The 13,110-nt window shown below is 35.1% G+C and carries 17 protein-coding genes and 1 pseudogene; 10 read left to right on the forward strand and 8 right to left on the reverse strand.

The window, feature by feature from the left end; genetic code table 11:
- Positions 1 to 117: 117 nt before the first annotated feature.
- Positions 118 to 609: a phosphatidylglycerophosphatase A family protein gene (locus AC1DKZ_RS17735; RefSeq protein WP_002015902.1), complete on the reverse strand. Its 492-nt coding sequence runs from the start codon at positions 607 to 609 to the stop codon at positions 118 to 120.
- Between the two features lie 120 nt (positions 610 to 729).
- On the opposite strand from AC1DKZ_RS17735, the gene yutH reads away from it, so the two are divergent.
- Entirely contained in the window at positions 730 to 1,731 is a 1,002-nt protein-coding gene (gene yutH / locus AC1DKZ_RS17740; RefSeq protein ID WP_476996752.1) for a spore coat putative kinase YutH, read from the forward strand.
- Positions 1,732 to 1,790: 59 nt separating this feature from the next.
- Here yutH and AC1DKZ_RS17745 read toward each other — a convergent pair whose 3' ends face one another.
- Positions 1,791 to 2,006, reverse strand: coding sequence for a hypothetical protein (locus tag AC1DKZ_RS17745; RefSeq protein WP_001137788.1), 216 nt, complete (start codon positions 2,004 to 2,006; stop codon positions 1,791 to 1,793).
- 315 nt (positions 2,007 to 2,321) lie between these two features.
- Positions 2,322 to 2,558, reverse strand: a complete 237-nt coding sequence (locus tag AC1DKZ_RS17750) for a NifU family protein (RefSeq protein WP_000431159.1) — start codon at positions 2,556 to 2,558, stop codon at positions 2,322 to 2,324.
- A 206-nt stretch (positions 2,559 to 2,764) separates the two neighbouring features.
- On the opposite strand from AC1DKZ_RS17750, the gene AC1DKZ_RS17755 reads away from it, so the two are divergent.
- From AC1DKZ_RS17755 to AC1DKZ_RS17775, 5 genes are all read left to right on the forward strand, one after another.
- Positions 2,765 to 3,073, forward strand: a complete 309-nt coding sequence (locus AC1DKZ_RS17755) for a YuzD family protein (RefSeq protein WP_085312697.1) — start codon at positions 2,765 to 2,767, stop codon at positions 3,071 to 3,073.
- 52 nt (positions 3,074 to 3,125) lie between these two features.
- Complete coding sequence (locus tag AC1DKZ_RS17760) at positions 3,126 to 3,920, forward strand: nucleotidyltransferase domain-containing protein (protein WP_476996753.1); 795 nt, start codon at positions 3,126 to 3,128, stop codon at positions 3,918 to 3,920.
- A 96-nt stretch (positions 3,921 to 4,016) separates the two neighbouring features.
- The gene (locus AC1DKZ_RS17765; protein ID WP_476996754.1) at positions 4,017 to 4,694 is read left to right on the forward strand and encodes a lysostaphin resistance A-like protein; all 678 of its coding nucleotides are present in this window, start codon (positions 4,017 to 4,019) and stop codon (positions 4,692 to 4,694) included.
- Positions 4,695 to 4,807: 113 nt separating this feature from the next.
- Positions 4,808 to 5,476, forward strand: a complete 669-nt coding sequence (locus tag AC1DKZ_RS17770; protein ID WP_476996755.1) for a hypothetical protein — start codon at positions 4,808 to 4,810, stop codon at positions 5,474 to 5,476.
- Between the two features lie 11 nt (positions 5,477 to 5,487).
- Positions 5,488 to 6,291 carry a leucine-rich repeat domain-containing protein gene (locus AC1DKZ_RS17775; protein ID WP_476996756.1) on the forward strand — a complete coding sequence of 268 codons (804 nt, stop codon included), beginning with the start codon at positions 5,488 to 5,490 and terminating at the stop codon, positions 6,289 to 6,291.
- Between the two features lie 2 nt (positions 6,292 to 6,293).
- Here the strand turns inward: AC1DKZ_RS17775 and AC1DKZ_RS17780 are convergent.
- Together AC1DKZ_RS17780 and AC1DKZ_RS17785 are read right to left on the reverse strand one after the other, a co-directional pair.
- A pseudogene (locus AC1DKZ_RS17780) lies at positions 6,294 to 6,650 on the reverse strand (DUF4304 domain-containing protein); the annotation flags it as partial.
- A gap of 194 nt (positions 6,651 to 6,844) precedes the next feature.
- A complete protein-coding gene (locus tag AC1DKZ_RS17785) occupies positions 6,845 to 7,321 on the reverse strand; it encodes an SMI1/KNR4 family protein (RefSeq protein ID WP_219301055.1) in 477 nt (158 codons plus the stop codon).
- Between the two features lie 88 nt (positions 7,322 to 7,409).
- Here AC1DKZ_RS17785 and AC1DKZ_RS17790 point away from each other — a divergent pair, with 88 nt between their 5' ends.
- The 3 genes from AC1DKZ_RS17790 (at position 7,410) to phnA (ending at position 9,539) form a co-directional block, all read left to right on the forward strand.
- A complete protein-coding gene (locus AC1DKZ_RS17790; protein WP_219301056.1) occupies positions 7,410 to 7,784 on the forward strand; it encodes a hypothetical protein in 375 nt (124 codons plus the stop codon).
- Positions 7,785 to 8,142: 358 nt separating this feature from the next.
- Positions 8,143 to 8,916, forward strand: a complete 774-nt coding sequence (locus tag AC1DKZ_RS17795; protein ID WP_427279135.1) for a DUF2628 domain-containing protein — start codon at positions 8,143 to 8,145, stop codon at positions 8,914 to 8,916.
- Between the two features lie 281 nt (positions 8,917 to 9,197).
- Positions 9,198 to 9,539 (forward strand): alkylphosphonate utilization operon protein PhnA, encoded by a 342-nt coding sequence (gene phnA, locus AC1DKZ_RS17800; RefSeq protein ID WP_002089332.1) that lies wholly within the window; start codon positions 9,198 to 9,200, stop codon positions 9,537 to 9,539.
- A 50-nt stretch (positions 9,540 to 9,589) separates the two neighbouring features.
- On the opposite strand, the gene AC1DKZ_RS17805 is transcribed toward phnA, so the two are convergent.
- The 3 genes from AC1DKZ_RS17805 to AC1DKZ_RS17815 all read right to left on the reverse strand — a co-directional run bounded on the left by AC1DKZ_RS17805 (position 9,590) and on the right by AC1DKZ_RS17815 (position 12,361).
- On the reverse strand, positions 9,590 to 10,384 hold the full coding sequence (locus tag AC1DKZ_RS17805; RefSeq protein WP_476996757.1) for an ABC transporter permease: 795 nt from the start codon (positions 10,382 to 10,384) through the stop codon (positions 9,590 to 9,592).
- A complete protein-coding gene (locus tag AC1DKZ_RS17810; protein ID WP_002034567.1) occupies positions 10,368 to 11,027 on the reverse strand; it encodes an ABC transporter ATP-binding protein in 660 nt (219 codons plus the stop codon). The genes AC1DKZ_RS17805 and AC1DKZ_RS17810 overlap by 17 nt, the downstream gene beginning before the upstream one ends.
- A gap of 263 nt (positions 11,028 to 11,290) precedes the next feature.
- The gene (locus AC1DKZ_RS17815; RefSeq protein WP_002015890.1) at positions 11,291 to 12,361 is read right to left on the reverse strand and encodes an NAD(P)/FAD-dependent oxidoreductase; all 1,071 of its coding nucleotides are present in this window, start codon (positions 12,359 to 12,361) and stop codon (positions 11,291 to 11,293) included.
- 428 nt (positions 12,362 to 12,789) lie between these two features.
- Between AC1DKZ_RS17815 and AC1DKZ_RS17820 the strand changes: the two genes are divergently transcribed.
- Positions 12,790 to 13,029: a YuzB family protein gene (locus AC1DKZ_RS17820; protein ID WP_002015892.1), complete on the forward strand. Its 240-nt coding sequence runs from the start codon at positions 12,790 to 12,792 to the stop codon at positions 13,027 to 13,029.
- Positions 13,030 to 13,110 lie beyond the last annotated feature (81 nt).

Raw genomic sequence — 13,110 nt, forward strand, 5'->3', positions numbered from 1 at the left:
TCAAAATTCGGCGGATGCGAGTCAGTTAGGCGGGAGATAACTGCCCGTAAAAGCCCGATTGGTTCAACTAATAATCAGTGGGGAATGGACAAAATCCCCACTGATTAAAGTTTCACTTTATTCCGAATGCTCAGCACGGTGCGCTAAACGACTTGAAGCAGCGGCAGCGATTCCGCCAACGATATCATCAAGGAATGTGTGCACCTTTCCAGTTGATTTATCATTTAAGTATTCTAAAATACCTGGTTTTAATTTATCGATATATCCAAAGTTCGTGAAGCCAATTGACCCGTACACGTTAACGATTGAAAGTGCGATGACTTCATCAATTCCATATAGTCCTTCATCGCGTTTTACGATATCTTGTAACGGCTGACTTAACATTCCTTTTTCAGCGAGGACATCAAGTTCAATGCCTGTAATAAGAGCGTTTTGTACTTCTCGTTTTGATAGTACACGCTCAACGTTATAGCGACATTCTGACATCTCTAAATTTGCATGGTATTTCTTTTGAAGAAAATGAACAAGATCAGCAATATCGTCAATTGTTACACCGCGCTCTTGTAATAGTTGTAATGCTCTTTCTTGTAGTTGATTTGAGTCTTTCATGTTTATCACCTTTTTTTCTTTTTAGTATTTGTATACGTTTCGTTGCTTTATCATGTGCATAGGAATGAAAGGCGAGCACAAGCTCATATATATAAAGAAAAACCATAGGTGGCGACTGCGATGATTCAGCATATTTATGAGCATTATCACATGCATATTAAAGAATTAATCCCCCTTGGCCCCTATAAAAGCTTTTGGATTCGCAACAAAATTTATGTACTTGTTCCAATTGGAGAAATGGAGGAAGAAGTACTTGTAGAGATGAAAAAGCTCAGTGATTATATGAACCAGCAAGGGGATATAACTGTTTCGACTTTCGTTCCGACTATACACGGCTACTATGTAAGTGAGATAGAAGAAAAAAATTACTGCTTATTAAAAGGTATGCGTATGTTAGAGCGACATGCTACATCATTAGGAAGTGAGCTTTCTATATTCCATAAACGTGGCGCATTCTTTCCAGAAGAAGTTGAGCAATTAAGCCGCATTGGTGAATGGAAAGCATTATGGGAAAAAAGGCTCGACCAATTAGAAAGGTTTTGGCAATCGCAAGTGATGAACCATCCTTCAGACGTATTCGATCAATTGTTTATTGAATCCTTCCCGTATTACTTAGGAGTTGCAGAAAATGCAATTCAATATGTTGTCGATACAGAAATGGACGATACACCACAAATAACTGACGCAGCAACAATTTGCCAAGAACGATTTACACCTTTATTATGGCAGCAAACGAAGCGTTTAAAACTTCCTTTTGATTGGGTATATGATCACCCAAGTAGAGATATAGCAGAATGTATTCGCTATATGATGATAGAAAAAAAGAAAGATTGGGAGCAAACGGTAGTTCAATTCATTACAGATTATGAACATAATTATTCGCTCTCTTCATTTGGTTGGCGCTTATTATTCGCAAGGCTTCTGTTCCCGCTTCACTACTTTGAAACGATTGAACGATATTATCAAACAGGAAACGAAGAACAAAAAGGCATATATAGAGCCCGTTTAGAAATCATTTTACATGATGTGAAGCGCACTGAGCAATTTATGAATCATTTTTACGAGTCATTTCGTTTACCTGTTGATAAGTTAGGCATTAGGAAATTAGATTGGCTATCTTAAAATGAAAAAAGAGACCGGGTGAGGTCTCTTTTTTATATATCACAATTGTATGTAATACATTATGCCCCTACCTGTTGATCTGCACATATATTTAAAATGAATTGATGTCTTTCGATTTTTTCATTTACTTTACTCAATAATTCTTGCTGGATTTCTTTAAATAAAAATTGATAACTTGCATTCCATGTTGGTATAACGGATGAAAGGTCTAATAAATACTCTTTTTTCTTTTCTAGTTCTTGAATTGTTAAGAAAGTGTTCCCCATTCTTGGCATGTGTCGTCCCCCTATGTTTTTTTCTGTATATGTGTGAACGATTCTATAGTATTAATTATCGCACTTTTTGAGAAGGATTTCCAATTTTGTTTTATGATGTTAAAGGGGAAGTGTTATTTGAATAAAAAAAGAGACCCATTTGGGTCTCTTTCTAGGAAGGGATTTTGAACGAGCCGCTTCCGCTTTTAGATGTTATCTAGCTCTGGTGGCTAGCTCTTCGTGTCTAAGAACCTTACGCATAAGAAGGCAAAAAGCGCCTTCTATGCGAAAGAACCTTAGCCAGTCAGAGCTGAACGAGCCACCGCCGCTTTTAAATTAAAATACTTGTTCTACTTCAATAACGCCTGGTACTTCTTCAAGTAGTGCACGTTCGATACCAGCTTTTAGTGTGATTGTAGAACTTGGGCAGCTTCCGCATGCACCCATAAGGCGTAATTTTACGATACCTTCTTCAATGTCTACTAATTCAACGTCTCCGCCATCGCGAAGTAAGAATGGACGTAATTTATCTAATACCTCTAGTACTTGTTCTTGCATATGTGGGTTTTCCATTTTTATCGACTCCTTTCATCAGTTTTATTATAATCAAGATAGAGGGGAAAATCTATTTTTTCTCTTCTTGTTTTATTGTCAAAATATTATATCGTGTGTACAACGTGTTTTTTCAGTATAGGGGTAGGGAATAAGTTTGTAAAATGATGTGCTTATGTACTAAGACATCTGAATATGCTGTTGAAACAAGAAGTGGGGGAGAAGAAATGGTTAATGTGCAAGTGTATGGGACGAAAGTAATTTGTGCGAGCTGCGTTGGAATGCCATCTTCAACAGAAACGTTTGAGTGGTTACAAGCGGCGATTGGTCGTAAATATGAAGGACAAGAAAATAAATTTAATTTCGAGTATATTGATTTTCAAGAAGAACAAGAAGATGAAGATAAAAAAGTATTCGCAGAGCGAGTAGTGGAGGAAGATCTATTTTATCCAGTCGTTCTTGTAAATGGTGAAATCGTTGGAGAAGGAAATCCACGTTTGAAGGATGTTTATGAAGAAATCGAGAAATATTTATAAAGCATGAAGCCTTTGCGAATTTGCGAAGGCTTTTTTTTATGGAGGGATAGATGTGGAGAATGGAATAAAACATGCTTTACCAGAAGAAGTAAAGCAATTAATGGAGCAGTACATAGTAGAATTAAAAGAAATTTTTTCGGATGAAAAAATAGTCGGGGTATATATTTACGGATCAATCGCGCTAGGAGCATTTCATATAGAAACGAGCGATGTTGACTTTGTTACGGTAATAAGTGATTCCGTGAATGAAGCTGAAAAACAACAAATTATAGAACTGCATAAAAAAAATAGTAAAAGTACGTTAGGTAAAAGAATGGACGGTATGTATATTCCGCTTGCTGACTTGGGGAAATACAATCATGAAATAAATGAGTACGTGTATTGTGCAGATGGTAAGGCTGATATTGGTCATTGGGATATTAACGCGGTCACATGGTGGACATTGAAAAATCAAGGTATTACAGTTAGCGGGAAAGAAGTAGAAGACCTTTCCTTTCAAATAAAGTGGGACGATGTAGTAAATACAATGAAATACAACGTAGAACATTACTGGCTTGAAAAAGCGAAGCGTCCTTATTTATTTTTCATAGAAGAATGGGTAGAATCAGCTGTCGTTACAATGGGACGTATTTTATATACACTGGATCATAAAACAATCGTTTCAAAAGATAGAGGATTGCAATACATGTTGGAACTTTACTCTCATAAGTGGGAGCCTTTATTAAGGGAAGTAGAGCGAATGCGGCAGAATCCAGAAGGAAAGCGAAAGCTCTCTAGGTGGAGACGGGCTGATATGACGAAGCGGTATTTGCTGTATGTAATTGAAGAGTGTAGGGGGAAGTGGTAGGGGAAAAACAGACGATACAGTAAATTGTATCGTCTGTTTTTGTGTTAAAATTGGTATATAATGGTTAAAAGGTTTAATTATACTGGAGGAGATAGGATGAACACAGAATTAGCTACATATGAAGAAAAGAATATACAAATGAGTATGCTCGAAGTAATTAGCATTATAATAATTACTTTTGGGGTAATGCATGGAATGGGTTTTTTGAACTTTTTATATGACTCCTCATTATATCCATGGTATGTAGACCATCTTATTCCACCCTTTACGTTTTGTACGATTATTGTAATGTATGCACCAGCAAGAAAGTATTGTTCACAGCTAGTAAAATCACTACAGTTCAATAATTTTAAACATTATGTAACAATAGTAATGACGATGATCATACTGCTTATATATCTTGCGGTATTAAATTTAGTTTTACCACATGGGCTTAGTGTGGATGAGTCAAATATAGTAATAGAGCCTACTATAAGTGAAATCATTTTATACGTAGTTGTACTCACCATTTTTGCACCGATTTGGGAAGAACTTTTATTTCGGGGGATATTTTTCACGAAATTATCTCAGCGCTTCTCTACACTTACTAGTATTGTTATAAGTGCTTTTATATTTACTTTAGGTCATCCCCTTACTTTAGGTAGTATGTTATATATTTTTGGTATAGGTGTATGTTTAGCCTACACATATAAGAAAACAAATAATTTACTCGTTCCATGGGGAATTCATTTATTAAATAATTCATTTTTTATATTAGTAAATTTTAAAATGTAAAAAGACGCCTTTTTGAAAAGGGCGTCTTTCCTATTTTGCAGTAGGTAGAAAAGGCTTTACAAGTATTATGTAGAGGAAAGATAATAGAAAAAATATGTGTATGGGGGAAGACGATGAGTAAATATAAATTACATATAGACAAAGAACAATTATGGAGAGGTTGCATCTTAAAGTCGATTGCAGATGCAATTTTTGTAGCACATGCTCCTGATTTCTCACATGAAAGTTCATGGGATGGATTTAACTATAGTATGCAAGATAGTCAAGGCGGAAGAGGGACAATTACTTTTGATTCGAAGTACACAATCGTATGTCTTCAAGATGTGAATAGTGAGAGAATTGATGAGTGGATTGATGCGGTAAATTATTTTGAAGGGGCATCTTCGGAAGTGATAGAAATCGCTAAAGAGGAAGCACTCCAATACGTATTAGAAGAGGTAGAGGGGGAAACAGTTCCTTTCATTACGACGGCATTTTGGATTGAGGATAGCGGTGCATATTCAATTGATTCATTTGAAGAGATGGAAGAGCACGGTGGATTCTTATTAGAAATTCCATTACTTGATACGGAATCTGCAATAGAAAGATTGGAAGAAGAGTATGAACTGACAGAGGAGCAAATCGATCTTTTACAACTCGTGTATGAGAGAAAAATCAAAAATCCAAACGAGAAAATTATGTTGTCTAAAGAAGAGGTAGCGATGATTGAAACGAATGATGGCGAAGGGTTGGAAGTGAGTAAGGAGTCGTTTGAAGAAATGAATATTACTTGGGCGTTGTAGGAGGGGATATAATGTTTCCAATTGGTGAGCAGCCGAGGATTATAAAGGACTTGGAAAATGTTACTGCTAGTTTAGAAGAATTAGCGATTGAGGGGAAAACAAAAAATATAGAACGATTAGCATCTTTACAAGTTAAGAAGTTATGGGTTTTCGCAGTAAATCAAAAGCAATTTGAGCATATTCTTACGTACGCTCGTCCAAATATATTGTACGTTTACGAAATGAGGATCGAGGATTTAAGTAGCCTTCAAAAATTATCTGATTTACAACAGTTGTATATGTGCTGGAATACAAAAGCGAAGACGTTATGGGATATTGCGTATAATAAAAAACTCAAATCCTTACTAATTGATGATTTTTCTAAGCTAGAAGATTTAACTGCTTTAAGTAAGTGTCCGCAACTCAATACCTTTTACATGGGTGGTGGGATAAATACAACGATGAAAGTACAAACTTTACAACCACTCGCTGCATTACAACATTTGAAAAAGCTTACTCTTATGAACTTAAAGGTTAAAGATGATTCGTTAGAATCTTTAATACAATTAAAAAATTTGCGAGAGTTAAGTTTATCTAATCAATTTAAAGTGGAAGAGTATGCAAAATTATCTGTAGCATTGCCATATACGGAATGTAAGTTTTTTAAACCTTACGTATATATGAACGATGCAATAGAAGGGAAAAATATAATGGTGATTGGGAGAAGAAGACCATTCCTTAATTCGAAAACGGATGCGGTGAAGATGCAAAAGTATGAAGAACAATTTAAAAAGTTACAAGAGGAATATAAAGCACTAGTAGAAAGCAAAATGTGAAGTTACATTGCGTTTTCTACTAGTTTTTTCATATACATATCAACTTCATGAAAGAAAACCGGTTCTCTTTCTTCGTTATTAAGATACACAGCACAATGCAAGTATTGCTGTAAGTAGCGATTAGCTTGTTCGTACTGTTTTAATTTGTAGAAAGAGAAACAGGTAAGAAGCAAAAATGCTTTTTCTTGTAATATTGGAACGACAGCTAGTACAGGAGTCATGGAATGGATAGTTGTTTGTATTAAATTTTCATATGAAGCCCATGTTTGAAACCAGTCGAAAATGCTAGAAAGATAATCCGGAATATGGATAGTTTCATGTGAAACATTATGCAATAGACTATTCTTTTTGATGTTTATCCCGCATTAACGGGCAGTAAGACTCTCACTTCAAAATCTGGCTGGAGCAAAGAAGTTAGATGGGAGTCGGGCTGCCCGTAAAAGTCCGATTGGTTCGGGCTGATAATCAGTGGGGGATGAACAAAACCCCCACTGATTAAAGTTTCACTTTATAATGAAATCTTACACCATTGCGCACTCCTTTAGAGATAGGTTTACTCTTCATCTTCATCATAATTGTATGTAGTTAAGTTTTGTAAGAAGCTTTCAAAATTAGGTGCTAATTCAATAATTTCCTCAAACTCATTATCGATAAATATAACTGGAGGATTTTCAGCTACGTTTCGATAGTCTAGTGCAATCCACGTATGTCCGTCACCAGATAAAAGCACGATATTCTCAGGCATGTCCCATTCCTGAATTAAATAATGGCTCTCTAAAATACTAGACTCATTTTCATCAAAAGAAATGCCATATAATCCAGAAACATTAACGTGATCGTCTGCCCAAGAATTTGGCTCTGAAGTAGGATGAGCATCTAATCGAAGAGTTCCTCCGTTTTGTTCTTTTAGAAGATTTATGTACGATTCTGGGAGCTTTACGTTTAGTACTTCTTCTGCTTTTTTTATTAGTTCGTCGTTAATAGGTGCTAATTTTAAATAGTCATCTTCTGTCCAAAGTGTAGTCTTCATATTTGGTCACCTCAAATAATAGTTTTATAAACTTTATTTTGTATATTATAGTTAATTAAAATATTGCGCAATAGAGAGGGAAGATATCATGATTAACCACAATAAAATTAAACAACTGTTAGCATATGTAGATCGTGCTGAGGATAATGAAATTGAGTTAGAGTATGAATTTGAACCAATGACAATAGAACTATTTAATAGTGAAGAAATAGAAGAAGGACAACTTGGTTATAGCGTTGATGATGAAGGTCAAAGTTTAATCGGGAATGAAGAAGGAGATTGGAAAGAAGGATGGATTGTAATTGGAATAGATTCATATCTTGGGGACCCAATCTTTGTAGATAGTAATGATGAGAATTGTCCAGTTTATACGGCAATGCACGGTGAGGGAGATTGGGAGCCGGAATGTATAGCTAAGCGTATAGAAGATGTTATTGAGAAAGTGAAGGGGAATGTGGGATAGTTGTGTAAGTGGAAATATGTTTGAAATAGTAGAAAGCTAATTTGTGAAGTCTCTTAAGTCGAGGTTTTAGGCTAGGTCATATTACAATAGTAGTTTATATAATAGGAGAAGGGTGTGTCAAAATGATTTTGATACATCTTTTTTTGCGAATACACGAAATGTTTAACATAGTGTATTAAATGTCTTATATATGAGTATTCTAATATATTTAATAGTAAAATGGAATATAGAATGGATAATTGTCGGAATGTATTCGATTTTTGTTCATTTTTATGAAATATAACTACTTTTTGTTAGATTCCTTTGTTTTATTTCTTTACAATAAAAATTATATAGAAATAAGAGAAGGATGATGTACGTGAAGGACACTGTTTTACAAGAAGCGATAGCTCCTAAAGAGTTACATAAAGTTGTGAGAAATAATACTGCATATTACGACTTTAAGTGGGGGAAAGCAAAAGATCCCGAGAAGGGAAATAGTTGGAACTGGATAGCCTTTTTCTTCCCATTATTGTGGTTAGCTTATCGCAAGATGTATAAATTATTTATTATTATTGCATTAGTAGGAGTTCCTACTTTAATTACCTCTGTTTTTATAGATATCCCGATGTGGATCGATTTTATTGTTTATTTCGGAACTATGCTATTTACTGGATGGCAAGGGAATCGTTTATATTACAAGCATACAGTTCGCGTTTTACATAAGGCAAAAGAGTTATCTGATGCACAACACAATTATTACTTCCAAACAAAGGGTGGCACTCATGTTGGGAGTATGCTTGGATTAAATGCGTTATTATTTGTAGTATTTGGTGCAGCTGGTTACGGGTTATCGTATTTACCGACGGAACCGAATATAAAAGATGTAATTCGTTTAAGTGATGAAGGGATTACATTGGAAGTTTTTACTGATGATCCAAAATGGACGTATGTAAAAAAAGAAGGACGTTTTGATATAGTAGAATTTACTGGTTATGATTATGAGGAAAAAAAGGATGTAAAGGTTAAGTTCGCTGTGTATTTAGATAAACAGAGATTTGAATGGAAAGAAATTTATTTAAACGATAAAAAGTTAAATGAAGAAGAAGCAGAAGAGTATCAATTTTATATTGAAGAAAATGCCTGGTATTAATATAAATAGATAATGATGTATCGCAAAAAGAAGAGTCTAATGAAGATTCTTCTTTTTATTTATGAGAAAGGATATGTAACAAGAAGAGAAAAACATTAGTAAACAAACGCCATACTAATTGAAATTTTGTAAAATACAATAAAAAGTGAGAATTTGAGGTAGGCTTGTCAATAACGTGAGACTATGGCAGTATAAAGAAATGCTATACAAATTTTATTTATCGACATGTAAAAATTCGATTTGATTTTTACGTATAAATAATGAACGGAGGAAATGAATTTATGGCTACTTTACCAAATTGTCCAAAATGTAATTCAGAATATACGTATGAGGATGGCGCTCTTTTCGTATGTCCAGAATGTGCCCATGAGTGGGGGCAAGAAGCGGAAGCTGAAAGTAATGATGGTGCAAAAGTTGTAAAAGATGCGAACGGAAACGTTCTTCAAGATGGCGATGCTGTTACTGTAATTAAAGATTTAAAAGTAAAAGGAACTTCTTCAGTTGTAAAGATTGGTACGAAAGTAAAGAGTATCCGTCTAGTTGAGGGAGATCACGATATTGATTGTAAAATCGATGGTTTCGGAGCTATGAAGTTAAAATCACAGTTCGTTAAGAAAGCGTAAGATTAGCAAAGAAAAAAGACGCTCTGTAAGTAACTTGCAGAGCGTTTTTTTTATGATTGTACTTCAACTTCTTTCAACTGGCACCGCTTATTAAAGAACGTTTTATACCCAAGCTGTAAGAAGATAATAACAGAGAAAGCTGTACTTCCAGAAATGCCAAGTATAATCGCAATTTGATATTGGATAGCTGTAAATGGTGATACACCGGATAAAATTTGTCCTGTCATCATGCCTGGAAGACTTATAATTCCCATTCCGACCATGGAATTAATTGTTGGTAAAATAGCAGAATCGAAAGCGTCCCGTATGAGCGGAGCAGCTGCTTGTTTTGGAGTTGCGCCAAGCATAAGTGCACCTTCAATATGGTCTCTTTGTGATTTCATACTGTTTAAAAAGGTGTTTGCCCCGAGGCAAATACCTGTCATAGCGTTACCGATTAGCATGCCGGCAATAGGAACGATATACTGCGGAGCATACCAAGGATCGTGTCGAATAATGACAAAGATAAATAGTAGAAGAGGGCCAATTGATCCAGCAATCATGGAAATGGCAGCAACTCTTTTTAATTCTTTTGACATAGGAAGGTTTATTCGTTTATAAATGTTCAAAATAGCAAATGTAGTAATAGAAGTAATGAGAGCTATTGTATAAAACGGATTACTATTTTCAAATATGTATGTAAGAACATATGCAACTAGTACAAGCTGAATCGTCATACGTAATGTAGCAATTGTAATTTGTTTCTCACGCGGTATTCCTTTTAATTTCACAAGCCCGATTAAAATAAGGATGAAAATATATGCAGCTGCAAGTTGCCAAATTTGTAGTTCAATAACGCCCTTCAATTGATAGCACTTCCTTTCTAGTTGCACCGTTTGTTTTACTAATTTCAATAATATCGTCTGCAATTTCTTCCGGAAGTTGTTGCGAGTGCGTGATGAAGATAACTGTTTTTTTCTTTTCTCTTGCCAGTAGAGTGAATTGTTTCATAACGCGGCGTTCTGTGTCACCATCTAGTGCCGAAGTTGGTTCATCTAATAAATAGACGGGCGGATCCATTAGTATAATACGAGCGAAAGCAAGTCTTTGTTTTTCGCCGCCTGATAAAGAAGAGGCGTTATCTTCTAATTTTTTATCTAGGCTAACAGTCGTTAATGCGCCTTGCAGGGCGTCGTCATTTGGAAATGGCTTTTCAGAAAATCTAAGTCCCATTAATAAATTATCTTTGATTGTTCCATCAAAAATAGGCGGAGTTTGTCCGAGCATGACAACTTCACGGCGTAATTGAATGGGAGGATAATCTAAAATAGATTTTCCGTTATACTCAATTGTGCCAGATGTTGGTGATTGTAAATCGTTTAACATGCGAAGTAATGTGCTTTTACCACTACCACTTTCACCGATAATACAAGTTGTTTTTTCTTTTTGAATCTGTAAATAAGGAATGTGTAGAATATCTTTATATGTGATGTCTTTTAATATAAACATAAATTGCTCCTTTCTGATTCTAGTTATATCGTATCAAAAAGGGAGAGAAATAGAAAAATAAAGTCTCTTTAGAAGGAACATCTTTTTTCTTTGTTTTAAAACTTTGCGCGTGGCAGGAAAAGGCACTGACGGATCCTATACATAGCCAGTCCCTCTCGACCATTTAAAAAAATGCTTTTCTTTCGGTTTTTCATAGAATGACTGAGTAGTTACAAAAAATGAATAGAAAAAGGCTGTCTACTATGTAGGCAGCCTTTAAAGTATTAACCGTTATGATATTTGTACATCCAAAGAAGACCGGATTTTAATAATCTCGGTACACGTCCCATTAATGGTTGGTTTGCTAGTAAACCAAATCCGTGTTTTTTACCGAGAGAACCGAGAACACCTTTTAATTTAATAACAGGCAGTTCATCAGGAAGGGGTTCATTATTCCAACGTTTTAATAATATTTGGACAATTTGTTCTCCTTGACCTTCAGCAAGTTGAGCAGATGGTGCGTGTGGAAGTGCTGCACAATCTCCTACGACATAAACGTGCTCATTGTTTGGAATATTGTGATATTTCGTTAAAACAACCCGTCCGCTACCATCTTGTTCAACTGGAAGGTTTCGAACAACTTCATTTGCTTGAATACCAGCTGTCCAGACGATTGCATCACATTCAAGTGGTTCATCATGGTTGTATACAATGTTTGGTTCCACTTTTGTAATGTTAGAGTTTCGTATAATGGTAACTTTATGTTTTACAAACCATTCTTCTACGTATCTACTTAATTTCTCTGGATATGGGAATAAAATTCTATCTTTTCGATCAAATAAATAGATTTTTAAATCTGAACGGCTTTCGCGAAGTTCACTTGCCACTTCAACGCCGCTTAAACCAGCCCCAACGACAGCTACTGTTGCATTTGGTTCTAAGCTATTTAATTGTTCATATGTCTTACGTGTTTGTTCAATTGATTGTAGGCTATGTGTATATTCCTTTGCCCCAGGAACGTTATGATATTTATCTTCACAGCCAAGCCCGATAATTAAATCATCATATTGAATCGTTTCACCGCCATCGAGATGAACGGCTTTCGTTTCGAGGTCAATATTTGTTACTGTTCCGTATTGAATATTGAGACGTGGGTGCTCAGGAAACGGTATGCGAATATGCGTTTCTGAAATTGTACCCGCAACTAATGCATAATATTCAGTTTTAAAGCAATGATATGGTACTTTGTCGATTAATGTCACTTGTACATCATCTGGAAGTTGGTTGCTTGGAAGTAGCCGCTGCAGAATTCTCATTCCACCGTAGCCACCACCTAGTAGTACGAGGTGTTTCATGATGGATTACCCCTTTTCTGTTGAAATATCCCCTAATCATACAATTTTATATTAATAAAATATTTTGACTTTACACAATCAAATTATATCGAATTTGTGAACAAATAACAATGCATGAATGAATACTCTGTTGTACAATAAGAAGAAAAGTAAAGTAAATGGTTTTCATTTTCTAGTTACTATTTACTATTTCATTATGAGTAGTATGTTATATAAAGAAGACCATCTATTATGAAGTGAAATAGTGAAGTAACTAAATAGTTTAGAATATATAACGAAAACAACAAGAAACAGCTTAGTTTTCTTCTTATAAATAAAGTGGAATGGTAACAAGTAGAGAGGGTTACTTATCCGTTTCGCAAATTAGGTATGCACATACCATATAAAGTAAATGGTAATTTGTTTAGAGATACAGGGGGGAGAGAGTTTTGATTAAACCATTAATCGAATTTTGTGTAGGTAACCTTGCAAGCGGTTCGCAAGCAGCTTTAGAAAAATTAGAAAAAGATCCTAATTTAGACGTAATGGAATATGGTTGTTTAGGATATTGTGGCATCTGTTTTGAAGGTCCATTTGCACTTGTAAATGGTGAAGTTGTACAAGGTGCAACAGTAGAAGAACTTGTAAATAATGTATATGATTATATGGATGAAAATCCAATGTTTTAAAGCGTTGCAAACAGGCAACGTTTTTCTTTTTTCATTTATCCCGCTATTTGCGGGCAGTAAGGCTCCCACCTCAAAATTCAG

It is taken from the genome of Bacillus sp. 05T21 (assembly GCF_056396785.1).